23 protein-coding genes and 1 pseudogene are annotated in these 19,306 nt (G+C 39.9%); 5 read left to right on the top strand and 19 right to left on the bottom strand.

Annotated elements, in window-relative coordinates:
- Positions 1 to 28 precede the first annotated feature (28 nt).
- The 4 genes from MmiHf6_RS08275 to MmiHf6_RS08260 form a co-directional block, all read right to left on the bottom strand.
- Positions 29 to 985, bottom strand: a complete 957-nt coding sequence (locus tag MmiHf6_RS08275) for a methanogenesis marker 12 protein (RefSeq protein WP_316557316.1) — start codon at positions 983 to 985, stop codon at positions 29 to 31.
- A gap of 79 nt (positions 986 to 1,064) precedes the next feature.
- A complete protein-coding gene (locus MmiHf6_RS08270) occupies positions 1,065 to 1,400 on the bottom strand; it encodes a DUF2103 domain-containing protein (RefSeq protein ID WP_316557315.1) in 336 nt (111 codons plus the stop codon).
- A gap of 206 nt (positions 1,401 to 1,606) precedes the next feature.
- On the bottom strand, positions 1,607 to 2,035 hold the full coding sequence (locus tag MmiHf6_RS08265; protein WP_316557314.1) for an ACT domain-containing protein: 429 nt from the start codon (positions 2,033 to 2,035) through the stop codon (positions 1,607 to 1,609).
- Between the two features lie 238 nt (positions 2,036 to 2,273).
- Positions 2,274 to 3,575, bottom strand: a complete 1,302-nt coding sequence (locus MmiHf6_RS08260; protein ID WP_316558666.1) for a phenylacetate--CoA ligase family protein — start codon at positions 3,573 to 3,575, stop codon at positions 2,274 to 2,276.
- Between the two features lie 216 nt (positions 3,576 to 3,791).
- Here MmiHf6_RS08260 and MmiHf6_RS08255 point away from each other — a divergent pair, with 216 nt between their 5' ends.
- Both MmiHf6_RS08255 and MmiHf6_RS08250 read left to right on the top strand, forming a co-directional pair.
- On the top strand, positions 3,792 to 4,481 hold the full coding sequence (locus MmiHf6_RS08255) for an ADP-ribosyltransferase (protein ID WP_316557313.1): 690 nt from the start codon (positions 3,792 to 3,794) through the stop codon (positions 4,479 to 4,481).
- A gap of 4 nt (positions 4,482 to 4,485) precedes the next feature.
- Entirely contained in the window at positions 4,486 to 4,683 is a 198-nt protein-coding gene (locus MmiHf6_RS08250) for a hypothetical protein (protein WP_316557312.1), read from the top strand.
- A gap of 210 nt (positions 4,684 to 4,893) precedes the next feature.
- Here the strand turns inward: MmiHf6_RS08250 and MmiHf6_RS08245 are convergent, their stop codons facing one another.
- Complete coding sequence (locus MmiHf6_RS08245) at positions 4,894 to 6,057, bottom strand: MFS transporter (RefSeq protein WP_316558665.1); 1,164 nt, start codon at positions 6,055 to 6,057, stop codon at positions 4,894 to 4,896.
- Here MmiHf6_RS08245 and MmiHf6_RS08240 point away from each other — a divergent pair.
- Positions 6,005 to 6,154 (top strand): hypothetical protein, encoded by a 150-nt coding sequence (locus MmiHf6_RS08240; protein WP_316557311.1) that lies wholly within the window; start codon positions 6,005 to 6,007, stop codon positions 6,152 to 6,154. The genes MmiHf6_RS08245 and MmiHf6_RS08240 overlap by 53 nt on opposite strands.
- A 72-nt stretch (positions 6,155 to 6,226) precedes the next feature.
- Here the strand turns inward: MmiHf6_RS08240 and MmiHf6_RS08235 are convergent, their stop codons facing one another.
- The 11 genes and pseudogenes from MmiHf6_RS08235 to MmiHf6_RS08185 all read right to left on the bottom strand — a co-directional run bounded on the left by MmiHf6_RS08235 (position 6,227) and on the right by MmiHf6_RS08185 (position 13,195).
- Entirely contained in the window at positions 6,227 to 6,556 is a 330-nt protein-coding gene (locus MmiHf6_RS08235) for a hypothetical protein (RefSeq protein ID WP_316557310.1), read from the bottom strand.
- Between the two features lie 425 nt (positions 6,557 to 6,981).
- Positions 6,982 to 7,485 (bottom strand): annotated as a pseudogene (locus MmiHf6_RS08230) (TIGR00288 family NYN domain-containing protein); the annotation flags it as partial.
- Positions 7,486 to 7,784: 299 nt separating this feature from the next.
- The gene (locus MmiHf6_RS08225) at positions 7,785 to 8,192 is read right to left on the bottom strand and encodes a hypothetical protein (protein ID WP_316557309.1); all 408 of its coding nucleotides are present in this window, start codon (positions 8,190 to 8,192) and stop codon (positions 7,785 to 7,787) included.
- 49 nt (positions 8,193 to 8,241) lie between these two features.
- A complete protein-coding gene (locus tag MmiHf6_RS08220; RefSeq protein WP_316557308.1) occupies positions 8,242 to 9,135 on the bottom strand; it encodes a rhomboid family intramembrane serine protease in 894 nt (297 codons plus the stop codon).
- A gap of 62 nt (positions 9,136 to 9,197) precedes the next feature.
- Positions 9,198 to 9,425 (bottom strand): hypothetical protein, encoded by a 228-nt coding sequence (locus tag MmiHf6_RS08215; protein ID WP_316557307.1) that lies wholly within the window; start codon positions 9,423 to 9,425, stop codon positions 9,198 to 9,200.
- 205 nt (positions 9,426 to 9,630) lie between these two features.
- Positions 9,631 to 10,257 (bottom strand): DNA-binding protein, encoded by a 627-nt coding sequence (locus MmiHf6_RS08210; protein ID WP_316557306.1) that lies wholly within the window; start codon positions 10,255 to 10,257, stop codon positions 9,631 to 9,633.
- Entirely contained in the window at positions 10,258 to 11,919 is a 1,662-nt protein-coding gene (locus MmiHf6_RS08205; RefSeq protein WP_316557305.1) for a replication protein A, read from the bottom strand.
- 176 nt (positions 11,920 to 12,095) lie between these two features.
- Positions 12,096 to 12,419, bottom strand: coding sequence for a hypothetical protein (locus MmiHf6_RS08200; RefSeq protein WP_316557304.1), 324 nt, complete (start codon positions 12,417 to 12,419; stop codon positions 12,096 to 12,098).
- A 33-nt stretch (positions 12,420 to 12,452) separates the two neighbouring features.
- A complete protein-coding gene (locus tag MmiHf6_RS08195; RefSeq protein ID WP_316557303.1) occupies positions 12,453 to 12,584 on the bottom strand; it encodes a hypothetical protein in 132 nt (43 codons plus the stop codon).
- Positions 12,585 to 12,587: 3 nt separating this feature from the next.
- On the bottom strand, positions 12,588 to 12,911 hold the full coding sequence (locus tag MmiHf6_RS08190; RefSeq protein WP_316557302.1) for a hypothetical protein: 324 nt from the start codon (positions 12,909 to 12,911) through the stop codon (positions 12,588 to 12,590).
- Positions 12,908 to 13,195 (bottom strand): DUF6019 family protein, encoded by a 288-nt coding sequence (locus MmiHf6_RS08185; RefSeq protein WP_316557301.1) that lies wholly within the window; start codon positions 13,193 to 13,195, stop codon positions 12,908 to 12,910. The genes MmiHf6_RS08190 and MmiHf6_RS08185 overlap by 4 nt, the downstream gene beginning before the upstream one ends.
- 87 nt (positions 13,196 to 13,282) lie before the next feature.
- On the opposite strand from MmiHf6_RS08185, the gene MmiHf6_RS08180 reads away from it, so the two are divergent.
- Entirely contained in the window at positions 13,283 to 13,600 is a 318-nt protein-coding gene (locus MmiHf6_RS08180) for a hypothetical protein (RefSeq protein WP_316557300.1), read from the top strand.
- 143 nt (positions 13,601 to 13,743) lie between these two features.
- On the opposite strand, the gene MmiHf6_RS08175 is transcribed toward MmiHf6_RS08180, so the two are convergent.
- A complete protein-coding gene (locus tag MmiHf6_RS08175) occupies positions 13,744 to 15,657 on the bottom strand; it encodes an ATP-binding protein (protein ID WP_316557299.1) in 1,914 nt (637 codons plus the stop codon).
- Positions 15,647 to 17,065, bottom strand: coding sequence for a DNA double-strand break repair nuclease NurA (locus MmiHf6_RS08170; RefSeq protein ID WP_316557298.1), 1,419 nt, complete (start codon positions 17,063 to 17,065; stop codon positions 15,647 to 15,649). Before MmiHf6_RS08170 ends, MmiHf6_RS08175 begins: the two co-directional genes overlap by 11 nt.
- Before the next feature lie 180 nt (positions 17,066 to 17,245).
- Here MmiHf6_RS08170 and MmiHf6_RS08165 point away from each other — a divergent pair, with 180 nt between their 5' ends.
- Positions 17,246 to 17,830 (top strand): superoxide dismutase, encoded by a 585-nt coding sequence (locus tag MmiHf6_RS08165; RefSeq protein WP_316557297.1) that lies wholly within the window; start codon positions 17,246 to 17,248, stop codon positions 17,828 to 17,830.
- A gap of 78 nt (positions 17,831 to 17,908) precedes the next feature.
- Here the strand turns inward: MmiHf6_RS08165 and MmiHf6_RS08160 are convergent, their stop codons facing one another.
- Positions 17,909 to 19,222 (bottom strand): hypothetical protein, encoded by a 1,314-nt coding sequence (locus tag MmiHf6_RS08160; protein ID WP_316557296.1) that lies wholly within the window; start codon positions 19,220 to 19,222, stop codon positions 17,909 to 17,911.
- Positions 19,223 to 19,306 lie beyond the last annotated feature (84 nt).

Genomic DNA, 19,306 nt, shown 5'->3' with positions numbered 1-19,306 from the left:
AAGAAACGAAAAGAAAAACAATAGGTTTTCAAATTTCCAAACCGTAGCCTTGTCTTATTTGCCAGCATTTCAAATCAAAAGAAACGGGAATCCCGAAAATCTCTTTTTCACCGAGAATAACCGCGCGCGCGATTTCGGCACATCCGATTGCAGCCGATTTGCTGCCGATCGATTCAACGGGTTTTTGAAGAAGCCGGCTGATTTCGCGGCGCACTTCTTTGTCTTCGCCGCCGCTTCCGGCAACTAAAATGTCATAATCGTAAACATGATAATCATTCATCAAAACGTTCAGCGCGGAAATTTCCATCGCGGCAAAAAGCGCGAGAGATTTTTTATCATCGCCGACGCCGGCTGATGAAAACGCGGCGTTGGCTGTCATTTTTCCGGAATCGATATTTCGAATTGCATTCACGTCAAGAGGACCGTGATTTTTGCCGGGCGCGAAAACGGCGGCATCGATTGCGCCGAGAATCTTGCTGTCCGAAACCGCCATCGTTACCGTGTTTGAGCCGATGTCCGACAAAATAAAACGCCGATGACCGAGAGAAACGGCATGAAAAGCGATGCCGATTTTTTCAGGACTTGCCTGATGAGAAAAATGCTGCATCCGAGAATCGGTGACGGGATTGTTTTGATGAAGACCCGGAAGAAGAATAGCGGGACAAAAGTCTTTGGCAAAAAGATCAAAAACTTTGGTGCCGGCATTTGTTTTTTCGCCAACGCCCGACGTGTCTAAAACGCCGCGGTTTGAAACATTTCGTAACTCGCAAATCTCAGAAATGCCGTCGCCCATCGAATAAGTCAGGCACGCCAAATCGATTTCTGAAAGCGGCATTCCCAAATTGTTTTCAATATATTTCTGAAGCGCTTCAAGCGTCATCGAACCGGCAGCAGATCTTGGAATTTCAAAAAAACGAATCAAATCATCCGACATAACCGCGAAGCGAACCGCATTTGTTCCGTGATCAACGCCTAAATAAATCATAAAATTATTCCGCCTGCCCTTTTCATTCGTTATTACATTCTTTTAACATTCTTTTACTATGTTTTTATTAATTTTTGATTCATTCATCCAATTCTTTTTCAATCAAACTGTTCAATTCATCCGAAATCGCTTCGCCTTCCGCTAAATCCGCGGCTGTTGTCACTAAAATGATTTCCTGATAACTTGTTCCTTGTGTAAACAAAAGCCGGAGATTGCCTCTTGAATCGGGGCGAAGAACTTTGGCGCGAAAAGAGCCGCCGGAAGGTCCTTTGCTTTGAATGATTCCGGGAATCAATTTCTTGACGGACTCTTGGGAAGCAACAAGAGAAGCAATTTTACGGCCTTTGCGTTCACCGATAATCGTCGTGTGAATACCGCCGCGTTTGCTTTTCCAAGAGTCAGGCTGAGGAGACATAAAAATCAAAATCCGAAATCATCAATCAAAATTATCATCAATCAAAATTATCATCAATCAAAATTATCATCAATCAAAATTATCAATCAAAATCAATAAAATAAAAAAGAGCTGAAAGCCAAAAGACTGACAGCAATTTTTTCAAAATTTTCAGAATTATCAAAATTTTTCAGAGTTTTTCAGCAAATTTCACAGAATTTACAGAATCACAGCAAATCATTGATTTCCAAAAGGGAAACGCCTTTGTTTTTGAGGAAATCCAGAGCGCTTTCCAAATCGCTGACGCGGACGATCAATATGGCCTTTTGATTTCTGCCGATGAACGCGTAAGCGTAATCGATGTTGATATTGCCTTCCGCGAAAAGTTCGGCGATGTCTTTCATGCTTCCCGGCTCGTCGTTGATTTCAACGCCGATGACATCCGTTTCCGAAACGGTAAAGCCTTCTCTTTTCAAAACGTCATGCGCTTTTTCGGGATAATCCACGACAAGGCGAACAATACCGAAATCGCCGGATTCCGCAATCGTAAACGCGCGAATGTTGATTTTTTCCTTTCCCAAAACGTCGGCGATTTTTGCCAAACGGCCGGGCTTGTTTTCCGAAAACAGGGAAATTTGTTTAATTGTTTTTGTCATGGAATCACTCCTTAATTTAAAATTTTGAATTTTATAAATCTTATAACGCCGTAATTCAATAAATATTCAATCATTTTATGATTCGAATTTAAATTTCAATTTTCATTTATTGGTTCATTTTTATTTTTGTTTATTTTTTTGTTTATTATTTTGTTTATTATTTTGTTTATTTTTTTGTTTATTTTTTTGTTTATTATTTTGTTTATTTTTTTGTTTATTATTTTTGTTTATTATTTTGTTAGAATTGGCGTTTGTCCGTCACTCGTTTTGCCTTTCCTTCCGACCTCGGAATCGTGCCGGGCGCGACAAATTCAACTTCTGCGTGAAGGTTCAAAATAGACTTCAATTCGTGCTCAAGCCTTGCTTTGAGCTTGTGATAATCATCTAATTTATCTGATGCCATGTCGACCAATTCGACTTGAACCGTCATGCTGTCCAATTCTCCGTCGCGGTCGAGAACGATCATAAAGTGCGGCGACACTTCCGGGAATTTGACTAAAACATATTCCACTTGTCCCGGGAAAACATTGATGCCGCGCACAATCACCATGTCATCCGAGCGTCCTTTGAGGCGCATCAGGCGCGGGTGCGTTCTGCCGCATTTGCAGACAGACGTATCAAGCGAAGCCAAATCGCCGACGCGGTAGCGGATGAGCGGCAGCGCTTCTTTAATGAGCGTTGTCACGACCAATTCACCGACAACGCCGTCGGGAACAGGCTCATTTGTTTCGGCGTCTAAAATTTCAAACAAAAACATATCGCCCCAAACGTGCATGCCTTCCTGCGCTTCACACTCAATAAAAAGCGGACCGCTGAGCTCTGAAGTTCCGAACACGTCATACGCTTTGATTCCGGAACGCTCTTCAATGCGTTTTCGAAGAGATTCGGACCACGGTTCGGCGCCGAAAATGCCGATTTTGAGTTTGGTTTCATCTTTAATACTGCATCCCATATGGTCGGCCGCTTCGATGAGATAAGAGAAATAAGAAGGCGTGCAGCAGATTGCCGTCACGTCCAAGTCTTTCATCAGCGTGATTTGGCGTTCAGTGTTTCCTGAACCGGCGGGCAGAGTTGTCGCGCCGATTTTTTCCGAGCCGTAGTGAACGCCGAGGCCCCCGGTGAACAAACCGTAGCCGTAGCTGACTTGAATGATATCATCTTGTCCGAGACCGATTGCTGTCATTCCGCGGGCGAGCGATTCCGCCCAAGCGTCCAAATCATTTTGCGTGTAGCCGACGACGGTCGGTTTTCCGGTCGTTCCGGATGACGCGTGATAGCGAACGACGTCTGTGTTTTTCACGCAGAACATGCCGTTTGGGTAAGTGTCTCTTAAATCCTGTTTAACTGTAAACGGGAGTTTGCCGATATCGTCGATTGATTTTATGTCTTCGGGTTTGATGCCGAATTCGTCAAAGCGCTTTTTGTAAAAAGGGGAGCGGTCATAAACGTATTTCACAAGCTTGACCAACTTTTCGCTTTGCATTTGACGCAGATCTTTAGGATCCATTGTCTCAATTTCGGGTTTCCAATAAGACATAATAAAACTCCAATATTTATCGGCAAAATGAATTTGTAATCAAAAACTTGATTATTTTTCAGATTCAATTGCAAAAAAAGAATGAAAGAAGAGATATAAAAACCAAATGATTATGAACGAGTGATAAAAATTGATTGCATTTTTCGGATTTTGAATTTAAAGTTATCGTTTTTGGAAAAATCGATGTCATTAAATACAGAAGGAAAAAATTAAAAATGTATGAAAGAGTATACAGAGCAAACTTTTACACAACAGATTGATACAAAAAACGCAAATATCGTTGCAGAAAAACTTGATATTTTTCGGCAATACAGTACTTTCTTAATTCCATATATAACACGAAGAAATTTGACAAACGCCGAAAAAGTTTGTATCGGCAATTATCAAGATGTTCATTTTTGGAATTTTCAAAGACAGCGCTGGAGTTTTCCGTTACCGGAAAAATGGGAAATGAAAGCATGGTGTTATGTCATAAATTTATGTTGCCGAAATCATGCATTTTACAATTCACTGACGGAAGAAGAAAAAGAAGTGATTGATGATAATATTCAAAATATTGACAGCGCCATTCGCAAAAGCAAAACAGATAAAGAATATTTTGTATACAGAGGCGTCAGCGATATGAATTGGTTAGAAAATCCGTATGAAGGGATGGCGTATACTGAAAAAGCTTACGGAAGTTTCAGTTTAAATGTTCGGAATGCATATCAATATACATCAAAGGAAGAACCGATTATTTTTCAATTAAATTTAAAAAAAGGCATTAATGCGTTATATCTCGATAAAAGTGAATATGAAATTTTACTTCCGAGAGATACAGAATACATAATTAAAAAGATTGAAAGAAAATATTTAAAAGAGTTTAACAAGATAATAAAAATATTCATTATTGAGATAAAAGAGGAATGAGCAGATGAGATACGAAACATTAAGTGAAATAATATCAGATGTGAGAAAAGCGCCTGAGTCGACCCCGGAAGAGATTGAAGAAACAAAAAAGATGCTTGAAAGAGCGGATCAAGATTGGGAACGGCAAATGTATATGATAAAAATGGGTTTGAACCCTGACGGAACAAAATACAAATCAGAAGAAAGAGATTTGGAAAAATAAGTTAATTTAATTAAAATTAATTTTCTTTATTGAAAAATTAACAATATTGAAAAAATTAAACAAAAAAATAAACAGAAAAGTAAAAAAATAAACAAAAAAATAAACAAAAAATAGAACGCGAATTAAAAATCGAATCCTTGTTCAATTTTTCGAAGTTATTTTTAAGTTGTTTTTTTAAAATTGTTTTTATTGAATGATATTTGATATGAATCATAAGACATTTTTAGATTCCATTGTCTCCGCATCCTCTGTTTTCGCTTCAAACAAACCCTGCCGACAGAATTTTTTATTGAAAGCAACGGCGATTGAAACAATTACAATTCCGACACCGCAGACAGCAACAAGCGTCTGAACGGGAACAATGTCTGCCATCGGACCGAAGAACAGCATTGCAAGCGGCATGAGCGCCGAAAAGACAATCTGCATGACTGAAAAAACACGTCCTTGTTTGTCCGGATCGACTTTTTCCTGAATCAAACTCATTATAGGAGAGTTTGTAAACGGCATCATCAGACCGACAAGTCCCATCAGAATCAGGTAAACCCAAAGCGTTTGCGTGAGTCCGAAGCAAAATGTCAATGCGCCGAAAGAAAATAATCCGACAAGCATTGTTTTAACGCGGTTCTTAAATCCGCCCCAGGCGCCGATGATTAAACCGCCGATAAGCATGCCGATGAAAAATGTCATTTCGTTCAGCGTCAAATACAGGTAGTTGTCGCCGAAAACCTGAACGACCATCAAAACGTTCAAAAAAGTTGCCGGAACGCACAAAACCGTAAAAACCGCGTAGATGAGAAAAAGCGGTTTTAAAAATGAATGATGGAGTGTGTAGCGGAATCCGTCTTTGAGATCCGTAAAATAACTTGTCGTCACCGTTTCTTGCGCTCTTTTGTGTTTCGGGATCGGAATGAAAAGCAAAACCGCAATTCCGATAACGGCTGTAACGACATCAATCATCAGGATGTTGTAAATTTCGCCGGAATACATAATTGCGCCGGCAACAGCAGGTGTCGCTAAATTGACAATGGATTGGAGCGACCCGTTAATGCCGTTGGCTTTGACGAGTTTGTCCTGCGGAACAATCTGCGGGATCAGAGCGTTGACTGCGGGCGTTTGAATGCCTGTGCCGACCGAGCGGACTGCCGAGATGAACAAAAGCGCAGGAATCGAATCATAGCCTGCCATCATGTAAACGATGAGCGCAAGCGTTGCAAGCGCGATTCCGCCATCTGCTAAGATGATCAGCATTTTTCGGCTGTATTTGTCCGCCCAAACGCCTGAAAAGAATGAAATCGCAAATTGCGGGACGAAGGAGCATATGATGATCATCATCGTCATGATGCCCGATGCTGTTGTTAGTGTAATGTGCCAAATGATTGCGTACAGAACGAGAGACGATCCGAAAAGCGTGATCGCCTGGCTCCCGAAGAAGAGAGCCGTTTTTTGTTTCCAGTTTGCAAACGGATTTTGATTTTCGATTGAATTTGAATTTTCGATAAATATTCCTCCTGTTTGCCGCCGACGGGAAATCGAAAAAATACATCTAAACTAAAAATAGGTTTCTCTTTAAAAAAGTGAGGGATGAAGCGAAATAAAAATGAGAGTCGGGAAGAAAATAAAACAAAATGCGGGGCGGGGTTGAAAAATTAAGGAAAATGGAGCGGCTCGCGCGCGGCGGCGGCTGTCGGGCGGAAACCTGACTGCAAGCGGCAACGCAAACCTGATTTGCAGCGGCAACATTAAAAAACAGTTGCAGACGAGCAGGCTTGGCCGGAAGCTGACAGCAAAAGACAGGCGTCAGAAGGCACTTTGTGCGAACAGATAACAATTCAAAATTTAAAATTGAAACATCGTTTTTATCAAAATTATTCAAAACTGAAACGCCGTCTTTTTTCCAAAGATTAAATATTTTTTAGGATTTTATCGGGCGTTCAGATTCAGTGTTTTCGCGAAATTGGATGTTTAGGTTTCATTCTGAAAATAAAAATAAAAAACGCAGAACAAATTTGAAAATTAAAAGAAAAACGGTGCGATTCGCGCGCGTCGGCGGCGAAGAAAAATAAAAGAAAATTAAAAAAAAATTAAAAGAAAATTAAAAGTAAAAGAAAATTAAAAGTAAAAAAGAATTAAAAGAAATCAGGCTTCATCCAAATGACGGTTATCGTCTTTGCTTTTAATCACTTCGATTCGGCTCTGTTTCGGCGCGTCCGTTTCATGACGGTTTTCGCCTGAATCTCTTTTACCGATCTCGATGTCTTCAGACTGATCTTCTTCATCGACTGTCAGCAAATGAATCTCGCCGTCTTCATCTTCGTAAGACATTTTCGCGTCTTTGAGCAAAATAACGTAGTCGGCTGAATTCTTCAAAGCAATCGAAAAGCCCGGCTGAATGCCGAAAATAATTGTTTCTTTTCCCCTCTCGTTCGCCTTGTTGAGAAGCGGCTTAAAATCAGCGTCGCGCGTGACGATTGCAATCGTATCGATGTTTTCATTGTAAACCAATTCCATCCCCTCAACGGCGAGGCGGACGTCCACGTCGCTGGAACAAATAATCGGCTCCAACCCGTGGTTTTCAATGGCTTCAATCAATTTGTTCGACGCGTACTGATTGATAAAAACCTTTCCGATCTTCACGTTTCCGTATTCTTTCAAAGCGTTTTTGATTTCGTAAAGATCTACATTGAATTCCTTGCGAATGACATTCGGTCCGTCAACAAGAAGACCGATTCTCTTCCGTTCGTTTTCTTTTTTAGAAGATAAATATTTTGTAAGAGATCCGAATCCGGATTTTGTATTTGACATAATTTCAAGACCCGTATAATGATTACTTGACGGTCTCGCCCGGACATATGGCACAGGCCGCACTTTTTTGTAAAACACAACTGATAACTGCAATAAACATTAATCCATGCAGATTAAATATCGAATAAATATCGAATAAACATCGAATAAATATGAATTAAATACTGATATTAAGATAATTGTTATTTTTCTTATTTTATTGTTCCGTTTCAATTCCGCCGTTGAAATCAAAAGGTTGAACAAATTTTAGAAATCAGATGAATCCGTCATCAGGTTTAAAATAAATTCCAAAAGACGATTTAAACTTTTTCGTCCAGATTGAAATTTCGAACATGCGGCTGAACTTTTTGTTTCGGTTTGAAATCAAAATACTTTTTCATCCGCCGCCCTTCTTTTCTTCTGTAAAAGAAAAGCTCGCCGCCGTAAGTTGAAAACAAAGAATAAGCCGTTTCAAATCCTTCAAAATCCTCCGGATGAAGCTCGATCAAAAATTTAGAATCCATGTAAAGAACTTCAAGCAAAACAACTTCCCGAATGCGTTTCAGCTCTTCCGTCATCGGCTCTTCATCAAAAAAAAGAGTATACCGCAGACCCGGAAGCCAGCAGGCATACATTTTCTTAAAATCTAAAACAACAATCGGAACACGTTCATTTTCCGGCGGCTTCAGATAATTTCTCCCGATAAACGGCGATTCGAATTCGGTCATTTCAATCTCATTTTGATTTATAGATTTTTCAGTGAATAACGGCAATTTTTCAATAATAACCCTGCCGCGTTTTTTCTCTCAGCTTATTGCGGTAATAATAACCGAACGCCAGTCCGATTACAATTCCGCTCAAATGAGCCGCATGCGCAATCATGCTGCCGTCGCCCATAAACATCAGGCTGATGATGACGAAAATCACGATCATGTATTTGATTTTCATCGGAATGAAATACACAAAAACCTTCAAGTTCGGGTTGATCACGGTAACCGCGCCGAGAACGCCGTAAATGGCACCGCTTGCGCCGACCAAGCCGACGCCCGTATTTCCTTCAAGCAAAATGAATCCGATTGCGGCAACAACTCCCGAAACCAAATACATTAAAACGAATGATTTCTTGCCGATGATTTGTTCCAAGTATCTGCCGAAGAAATACAATGTAATCATGTTGAACAGCAGATGAAAAATATCCGTCGGGCTGTGCAGGAACATATGCGTAATCAGTGTCCAGGGTCTTGCGAGGATGTAATCAAAGCTTGAATACAAAACCAAAGAATTGTAAATGAATGCAAGCGCCGAATTGTTAAAAATAATTGCGCCAAGCGCAACGAGCTGCAAAATTACACAAATGATAATAATGATATAAGTCGGACTGTTCAAGATCTTTTTCCAAAGCGGCGGCGAACGCGCTGCCGTGTAGCCGTGACGCTGTTCGAATTGGTCTGTATCATAATAGTCCGCTTTCGGCGGATTCGTTTCTTTGGCTGCGCCCGTTCCGTATGTTCCGGTATAAACGCGTGTTCGCCCGCCCATATTTACGCCTCTCGGGTCGACAAAACAATTATGATTTTGTCTTGAAATATGGTCGGAACAATATGTTTTTCCGCAGACGCTGCAGATTTCCTGCGCCGTTTCTTCTTTTCCGCATGCTTGACACTTTGTCATAATAACTCCGTTTCCGTTTTGTGCCGTATTTTTCAGTCTTCCGATTCGTGTTTTATGATGTTTTAGTCTGTTTCTATTTTAAACAGAACACCTGTGCCGGCCAAGGTCAAATGCGTTTTGTCGCCGAGTCTTAAAACTTCGTCAAGCGTCGCACCTGATTCCCATTCGTAAACGTAGTCATAAGGACCGCGAACAAGATTAAATCCGAGGGACAATAAGCGGCTGTTCACTTCCGAAGGCGGGGAACAGTCTCCGTCACTGTTGTACCAAATTTGGAGATAAGTCTTCATGCTTTCTTATTAATCTTCCTTATTTATTATTTTATCTTAGATTCAATTCTCTTAGAATTTAAATTAAAACGATATTAAAACGATAATTTAAAAGATAAAAAAAATTAAAACTTGAATCCTTCCAAATTCGAAAGGATTCATAATAAGTAAAGCGGTTTAAAGCGGTTGCAAGTTTTTTTCTATATTCTGAAAGCTGCCGACGGATTTATTCCGCGGCCATCGAAACGGTTTCCAATGCCTGAACAATCATTTTTCTGTATTCGGAAAGCTCGGGCGCGTAATGTTCGATCGCGTTTTTGATATTTTCATTCACGCTTTCGATTCTGACCGCATTTTCTGCTTCATTTTTTTCCGGTTTGCTTTTTTCCTGCACTTCGACGGCAATGATTCGCTCATACGTTTTTTCAGCCGTTTCCATCGTCCAAATATTGCGGTCTTTTTCATCCGCATTTTGAATATATTCCGGACGGATTGAAAGCATCGTATTGCCGTCATCGGTTTTAAACGCCGTTACTTTTCCGACAATCGTCACAAACGAAGGCGTTTCGGCTTCCGACAAAAAACGGGCAGCTTCTGCCTGATATTGACCGGCATAAACCGTAAATGTTCCCGTCGGATCGGCAATTCTGGCTCTGTAATATTCCGAGCCTGTTCCGATGTTTTCAACTTCGGTCAAAACGCCCGAAATCAAAACTCGATTCGCTTTCGCGCCTGTCGGCGTCAGCACGTACTGCGGCGCGTACTGCTCCTCCTCTTCGCGGTAAACCAAATCGGAATCTTTGAGTTCTTTGGCAAACATGCGAACGGCAATTTCTCTGAAATATCCGGGCATTTAAATCACCTCGTTTTCTTCAATTTCGTGTTCTTCAATTTCGTGTTCTTCAATTTCGTGTTCTTCAATGTCGAAATTTTCGATTTTACCAATATTTTCATCAAAATCTCCGCTGATGTCAATATCATCGACAATATCAATATCGGAGTCCATTGTATTCAGCATTTTTTCAAATTCTTCAAATTCCGAACTTAAAGTTTCATTTTCCGTCGCGGTTTCCGTCGCGGTTCCCGTAACGATTCCCGTCAATTCTTCGGCGATGAGTTCTTTTAACCAAAAGACGCGTGCCTCATCAACAAAGTCGGCGCGTTCGACATTTTCGGCAATCACGTAGCGGTCTGTTTTCGCGCCGCGAACAACGTAATATTTGCCGACAAATTCCGTTTTGATAATATCGTTGATACATTCCGGATCCAATGTTTCCGTCGCCATTGTCACGGCGTCTTCCAATGTCATATTGAGAAGATTCTGCGTTAATTCCGAGTTAATAATCGTTTCATGCGCTTCGGCGCCGTCATCGAAGACCGCTTTGATTCGGAGGTCATATTTCCCTTTGACTTTTCCGTGTTCGGCGCACATTCCTTTGGACATCACTTTGTTGCATTCGGGGCATCTTCTGATTAAGCCCGACCCTGCCTGAATATCAACGGCGCAGCCGCAAATTTCAAAAACGGCCGGCTTTGCAATGATTTCTTCATCAATTTCTTCGATTTTTCCGATGCGGTTGATTTCAATCGAAAACATGCCGTTCCATTCTTTTGTGATTGCATTTTTGAACAAATAGGATTTTCCGGCATCCAAATTTTCAATTCCCGACGTTTTCCAGACGGTAAAACGCATCGTTCCCGTTTCATCTCCGAGGATTCCGGCAAATGCAATTGATTCATGTGTTTTTTCAAAAATCTGAACGACATTCGCTTTCAAATCCGTCCAAATACCGCCCTGCTGAAGTTCGGCAACCGTTCTGATTTCAGTTGTTCTGTCTTTCAATTCACCGGCGTTCGAATCGTTGAATTTGACATTTTCAATTTCTTCTTCCGAAATTGCTGCGGTTGACACTTTATTCAATGTGATGCCTGCTTTGTCATTCCAGGATTTGACAACCACATTTTTGAAATCATATGTTTGATTGAGTTCCAAAACACCTGTTTCGGAATTATTCCAAATCGTAAATTTGATGATTCCTGTTTCGTCACCGACCAATCCTGCCTGGGCAATGCTTTCATGACTGTTTTCCCATATTTGAACGACTTTTCCTTTCAAATTCACCCATGTGTCAGGCAAATTGATCATTGCTGAAATTTCGTCAATCTTTTTCGTTTCAGCCGCGCCTTTGACTGCGAAAACTTTGGTTTTTGAAATATTGAATTTTTTCAAATAAGCATTCGTCACGCTTCTCTGAGCTTCGGCGACAGGAACTTTGAAAATGTCCGTCATTTGTTTTAATTTGGATTCAATTTCTTCAACGGAGACATCCGCTCCGTTTTCTGCAAGAATTTTTTGTATCGATACTGCGCGGGAGGCATGTTCACCGTTTGGATTGCTGCTGTTGCTGCTGTTGCTGCTGTTGCTGCTGTTGCTGCTGTGATTGCTGTGATTGCTGCTTTTTAATTGAATCGATTCCTGTGAATCAATAAGTTCTGTTTCATTCATATCTGTCATTCCTTCAGACCTCCGGTTATTCTTTTGATTTATGATTGGGAGGCAGAATCCTTTAAGGTACGAATATATAAAGCAAAAATCGAAGCTTGGTGAAAGTATTAATCAAATGGAAAATCAAACGAAGAAAGAAGTTTGAAAAAAATGAATGAAAATAAACGAAAAAAGAATAAATTTATTCAGATTTCAAAGGCGTGTTCGATTCCGTTTTTTCTGTTTCCTCTTCGTCTGTAATATTCTCTGACAATTAAATAAAATATAATTACAGCCGGAAGAAACGGAATACCTATGAAAAATATCAAAAACAAAGCTGAAAAGAGTATAGCGGTAACCAGTATTTTTGGTGTTGCAATTATTTTTTTCAAATCCTGTTTCCAACTTCGAGCGGCAGCTCTTTTGCCGTCTTTTCTTGCTTCACTAAAAATCGCATAGATAACAAGTGAAACAACAACTCCTAAAATGATTATCAAAACTGAATTCAATAATATTTCATCAAAATCCATTTTAGTTTTCCTATCAATGTTTATTTGTCGTCATCAACTGTTTCCGTTTTTGCGTTTAATCAAATAAAATACAAAAGCAATCGCCGCTGCAACGATTAAAAGTTGTATGATGATAACAAGTGCGATCAATATAATTTCCGCTGCTCCAAGTCCTGCAATAATCATTTCTTATTCACCCGATAATTCAGATTCTCTGATTCTTTTCAATTCCTTTTGTTTAACGTATTCCCGAACAATCAAATAAATCATTATCGGAAATATCAAATTCACGACAAATGAAAATGTCAGGACTGAAATCAGAACAATAATCAAAATCGGAAATATTGTTTTCGGGCTGCCGATAAATCTTTTCCAGCCGGGATTATCATGATTATTCGCCGCTTCCAAGCCGTCAGCTTTCGCTTCTTTGACAATAAAATAAAGGATTATGAGCGGCATGATAATGAAAAATGCCGCAATAAAAACAGCTGCGATAATTTCAAACGGTGTCATTCTTCGTTCTCAGATTCTTCACTCTCAATTCCTTCCGCGTCTCCTTTTATTTCGTTCTCGTCTTCATTTTCTTTTTCGTCTTCATTTTCGTCTTCATTTACTTTAATTTCTTCTTGCTTTGGAATATTTCTCATTCTCTTTTCTTCGTCCGCTTCCAAAATTCCGTTTTTAACGGCAGCTTTAATGATATAGTAAAGTGCAATCAAAATAAGAGCGATCGGGACCAAATACAAAATCAATATTACCAATATCATTAAAATTTCTATTATTCCAATTCCGAACATTTTATTCCTCTTTCAAATCTGTTTCGTTAATTTCTTCTTTAATTTCTTTTTCTTAAATTCAATTTTGTTCTTTTTGCAATAAATGTGATGCTGCTGCAGTTGGAAAGCGGCGCCGGTTTGCAGTTGGAGTCAGATTTCGGTTTGCGCTTGGAGGGAGGTGTTTGTTTGCAGCGGGAGGGTGGTGTTTGTTTGCAGTGGAGGGAGGTGTTTGTTTACGCTTGGAGGGCTGTATTTATGAAAAAATCGCGAAGCGATTTTTTTTCGCCATCTTTGCGGCTCCCGCCGCGCGCGAGCTGCATCATTTTCACAATATTTCTTCAAATCACAAGTCGATTTTTTCACAAAAATTTAAAACTCACCATCACTTTTATTCATGCTTCACAACACAATTCGAAAGCCCCGTAATTTCAACAATATCCCCGTTGTCCGGACTGTGAATAATCGTCTGTCCAAAAATTCCTCGCTTTGCTCGGAATTTTTCAGGAGGCAGTGGGAGGATGGTGTTTGTTTATAGGGGTACCTTCGGTACCCCGTCTGCGATGTTTCTTTTATTCATGCTTCACAACACAATTCGAAAGCCCCGTAATTTCAACAATATCCCCGTTGTCCGGACTGTGAATAATCATTTGTCCCTTCTTCAAATACGGAATTCTCTTTTCATACTCCGACGGAACTTTCACCGCGTTGATTGCCGCGTCATTATTCAAATTCAGAACAATTTTCGTATTCACCTGTTTCAGAATTTCCGTTTCAATATCTTGCGGGTCCTGCGTGATCAAAAACAAGCCGAGACCTTCCTTTCTACCCTGCTTCGCGGCTTCAGCAAACTTTGAAATAATCTTGCCGGACAACGTTCCTGCCGAACTTGACAAATAGCGGTGCGCTTCGTCCAAAACCAAAATGATCGGCGTGTTTTTCACATCTTCATCGCCGGACGTATTGAGTTTATTGTCAACAATCACCGTCATCATCGTCAAAACAATCAAATCGCGGATGCGCGAATTATTGATATACTCCGTCGGAAACACGGAAACCTGCCCCGGTTTGAAAACGGTTTTGAAAAGTTCCGTAATCGGCTTCGCGTCTTTATCGAAAATGCGTTCATACGTTTTGTTCAATGCTTTTCTCACAATGCCGCCGTAAGACGATTCATGAATTTTATCCGTTTGTTCCGTATAATATTCCTTGTTGAACGGATCCTCAACAAACTCCTTAAAGCCGACATATGAAGCCGTTTTTCCCTTCGTTTTCGCGTCTTTAAAATAATCCGCAATCAAAATTTCAAGACCGTTTCTCTGATTTTCGGTCAGCTCCGCCGTTTCCAAAATCCACGGATTATACTGAACAAACGAAAACGGAATCGTAAATTCAACCTGTTCCGCTCTTGATTTTCCGGCGTAGCGCTCCCCGTCGACTTTTGCGGTAAACGTTTTCGCATTTCGAATGCCGCCGTAAGCGACTTTTTCGGAATCAAAATTAAATTTGTCGGCATCGGACAAAGTGTTGTCTTCATAAAGCTGAGAATATTCATCCTGCGGATCCATGACGACAAGACACGGCATATTTTGAATACTGTGATCACTGCGCTGACGATAGCGGCTGTTTTCCGTTTCAAATTGGCGCAAAATATTTTTCGTCAAAAAAGTCTTTCCCGTTCCCGTGCTGCCGCAGACAAGCATATGTCTGAAAATGAGCGGATCGCCCGACGAATAATCATTTCTCATGTAATAAGCAACAGTCGGAGGAGTCGAATGCGTTTTGACAAGTTCGCCGCCGACACTCAAATGTCCCAAAAAAATTCCAACTTTCGGGATGTTAAGACCCGTTTGAACCATTTCTTTGTCAAAAACAGGCATAATCGGCGTATTGGGTTTTGGGATTCTGTCAGCCATTCGGCGCTGAAGCCCTTCTTTTTTATTCTTTTCATACAAAATGCAAATCGGCTCAATCGTTGCAAGCAATTTGTAATCTTCTTCATTGATTCTGTTTCGACCGCCCGCCGCTGTCAACGAGTCGCGTTTATTTGCAAGCATTCGATTCGAATGAATTTCGGTCGCGTCATCCACCGTAAATTCCTGGCGGTATTGAAGTTTCGTGAATTTGCCGAAAAGATTTTCATTTTCATACGGCACGATCACATAAGTTCCGAGACGCACTTTTTCCCTTTGCGTCGCCGCGATATAGCCGATGATTTTAGAGCCGTTTCCCGCAATTTCAATCGGCTCAACGCCCGTTGTCACGATGCCGTAAGCTTCTTCCAAATTTTCATTCCCTTCATTCAGATTTTTGTTTTCCCCATTCAGACTTCCGGTTTTATTCAGACTCTCATTTTCTTTTTTGTCTGTTTGTTTGGAAACATCTTTTGAAGACATATCGGACACATTATAATCATCAAATTCCTGAAATTCTTTTTCAAACTGATTAAAATCAAAATCCTTCTTTTCAAATTGCTCAAAACTCATCTAAATCTCCCCACCGCATTTCATTATAGGATTTTTCCGCCGGATCTTTTGTAAATAATTCTCTGATTTCTCTTTTCTCATCCGCGCTGATTTTCGCAATCGAATCCGCTTTCAAAAGCGTTTCGGGAACTTTGCCGACGGACAATTCATACAATATTTTTTTCGTGATTTTTCGTTTCATTTCATCGTCTTTCAAGAGACCGTATAAACTTTCAATTTTGAAAACAATTTGATTCCCGTCAAAAGGAACGCGCACCATCATGAAAACGGGCAGATAATCATCGTCTGCAAATTTCCGGCTCAAAGTTTCATCAACAAGCGGCGAATTCTCTTTCATTTCATTATCATAAAATTGGTTCGGCTGAATAAACCAATTCGAATAAGTGATTTTAAATCGATTTCCGAAATCGGTTGAGCTTTCCTTACCGTTTCCGTTTTGATTCTCAATTTTATTTCCGATTTCACTTTTATTTTCAATTTCATTTTTGCTTCCGATTTCACTTTTATTTTCAATTCCATTTTTGCTTCCGATTCCATTTTTATTTTCAATTTCATTTTCAGGCTTCAAAAACGCTTTAAACAACTGAGTATCGGTTGCCCACGGCAATTCCGTCATGATCTTTTCATCTTTTGCTTTTTCCCGAAGCAGATTCATGATCTGCGTTTCCGCCGGATTTTTCACAAAACCGATCACTGGCATTTTGTTTTCCAAATGAAAATCCATGATATCGATGTAATTCTGAAGAATCTTTTTCGCATTTTTATCGTGTCGGATAAGCACTTTATCAGAATTCGTTCCCATCCAATACATCAATTGTTTCGGATAAATCGGGCCGTCCATAATCAAAAATCCGGATTTGTCCATGTCGGCTTGCGTCCATAAAATGTGTTCCGACTCGGACGCGTAAATTGAATAATCGTGAACCATTCGGCCGACTCGAATTTTGAGCATTGACGGATCAATTTGAATGACCTTGCTTCGCCCGAATCCGTCGTCAAACGTTTTCCAATTTTCATTTTCGGGAAGCTTCGTTTTCTTTCCCGATGAAAATCCCGTGCAAACGATCGTTCGTTTGCGGTGCAGATTCAAATCCGTCGGCGTCGAAGCCATTGCCGAGTGGCAGATGTCAAGAAACAGGCCGCGCTCAAAAAGAATCGGATTCGTGCTGCCGCTGTCGGATGAATAAGTCACATTAAATTCATCCTCGGAAAGGCTCATGCGCCGCGTGTCAACGGCGGATCTGAAAAGTTTGCCGAGAGATTTTAAAATGATTTTATCGTCCTGGCGAAGTTCCGATAACAATTTAAAAACTTCAAAAATGTCCTGCGACTCTTTTTTAGTATATGAATATTCAATCTCCGAGGCGATGTCGGAAATTTCTTTCATGTGAACAGGTTCAAGAGTCATATGGATGACAAACGCTGTTAAAATATAAAAGTTCTTCAAGCGCGGTGAAAGTAGCCGATTTGTTAGTCGACTGATCTATCAGAGTATACAGTGTATATGAGAAATATTTATGTAAACTTATTTATAAAAATAGATAATATTTGATAACGCGAATATCATAAAACTATTCGGAGGATAATTATGGCTGTAACTTATATTGAACTTCCCTATGAAGCGGACGCATTGGAACCTGTCATTACCAAAAATACGATTGAGTTCCATTACGGCAAGCACTTGAAAACATATGTTGACAAAACAAATGAACTCATCAAAGGCACAGAATTCGAAAAGATGGATTTGGAAGACATTGTTAAAAAAGCAGACGGCGCTCTTTTCAACAATGCCGGACAAGTTCTCAATCACAATCTTTATTTCATGCAGTTTGCGCCGCAAGGCAGCGGAAAACCGCACGGAAAATTAGCAAAAGCGATTGACGACACATTCGGGTCATTTGAAGAATTTACTAAACAATTTGAAGCGGCAGGCGTCGGTCTCTTCGGTTCCGGCTGGGTTTTTTTGGCAAAAGACAAAGACGGCAAACTGACAATCGAAAAAGGACAAAACGCCGAAAATCCGATCACAAAAGGCATGAAAACCGTTTTAGTCATTGATGTCTGGGAACACGCTTATTATTTGGATTACCAGAACAGACGCGCCGATTATTTGAAGCTCGTTTGGAATATAATTGACTGGAACGAAGCCGAGAAAAGATTTGAGAGTAAATGATGAAATCATCAACTTAAATTTCATAAATTGAAGATTTAAACTGAAAAAATGAAGAAAATAATTGATTGAAATTATCAATTAATCTTCATCTTCTTTTTTCCTATCAGGCGTTATCCAATATCCCCATGCCAAAAGCAACCCCAATACAAAAATCACTTGACAGAGTTTTGTTTTTAAATACAGGCTGGAATAATTCAACCAACCGCCGCCGCCATCGTTTGAATAATCTTTTGTGATATCATTTCCATCCGCATCATATATTCGTATTACTCCCCAATAACCGGCAGGCTTATAAGGTTCATAAATATCAATAAAATCCGGCTCATGAATCTTATTTTGATAATGAATGATTTGCTCTTTTTCCGTATCATAATAATTTTGAATCACTTTATAGGATGCGGCTTCGGGGTCGCAATCAACGCCCGTTACGATGACGCGATTGTAAATATCTGCGATTTGATAATGAGCGGTGATGTAATTATCACCATTTGTTGAATATGCATATGGTTGATATAGGAAATTTAATCCTTGTTTAAATGTTACAAGTCCGGATTTATTATCCGATTTGAATAGCACAAGCAAATCACCGTTATCCTTTTTTGTTTCCAGCACCGTTACATTAACGGCATCAGTACTTCTTTCAATTGACCTTTCCAAACTGTTTGATGTCGGTAATGTTGAATAAAATGCTGTGTAAAGAAGAACTGAAAAGATGAGCACTGCTGCAAATACCATGGCCGCTTTTTTCTTGGCAGGATTTTCTGTAATTTCTTTTTTAATTTTTGAAAATGTTTTCTTTTCTCTTTTTGTTTCTTTTTTCTCCTGCCATGAAATCGGGCGCGGATCATTTGCCCAGAAAAACCAGGCGATTATCAAACCGGCCAACAGAATTACTGTATACATTGACCGGTAATTCCCGAGACCGCCTGATGATACGGTTCCTCTCGGAATTGAATCATTATAAGTTCCGTTGAAAAAGTCAGCCGTTATATTATTTCCTTCAACGTCATATAAGTGGAATTTAAATGTGTAATATTCTGTTTCATATTTGTGAATAAAATTCGGAGCTGTAATATTTTCGCCGTAAAGAACTGTCTCCTCCGGTTCATTCTCATTCAACGTGACAATACTTTCGTAATAGGCAATTCTTGAATCCGTTTGAATGCCATATACAATTTCGGAATGCATATCTTCATTAAAATTGGTATTCATAACTGAAATCGGCCAATCTCCGAAGTCTGCTTTGACGGGATGCCACAGCAAATTCCATCCGCGCTGAAATTGAACAATTCCTGCAAGATTAGGGTACCGTTCATCTGTAAATGTCACATACAATTCGCCGTCGATTATTTGTGTCTGAACAATTTTCGGATGAATTAAATCCTCTTGCATGTATTCTGAAATAAATCCGGAAATCGAATAGTTTAGACTGTCCGGTTGATTTACGGCAGGTTTTTCAAGATCTATGTATAAATA

The organism is Methanimicrococcus hongohii, assembly GCF_032594095.1.
Lineage (GTDB): Archaea > Halobacteriota > Methanosarcinia > Methanosarcinales > Methanosarcinaceae > Methanimicrococcus > Methanimicrococcus hongohii.
Note: the sequence above shows the minus strand (reverse complement) of the source record. Positions and strands in the feature narration are given on the sequence as shown.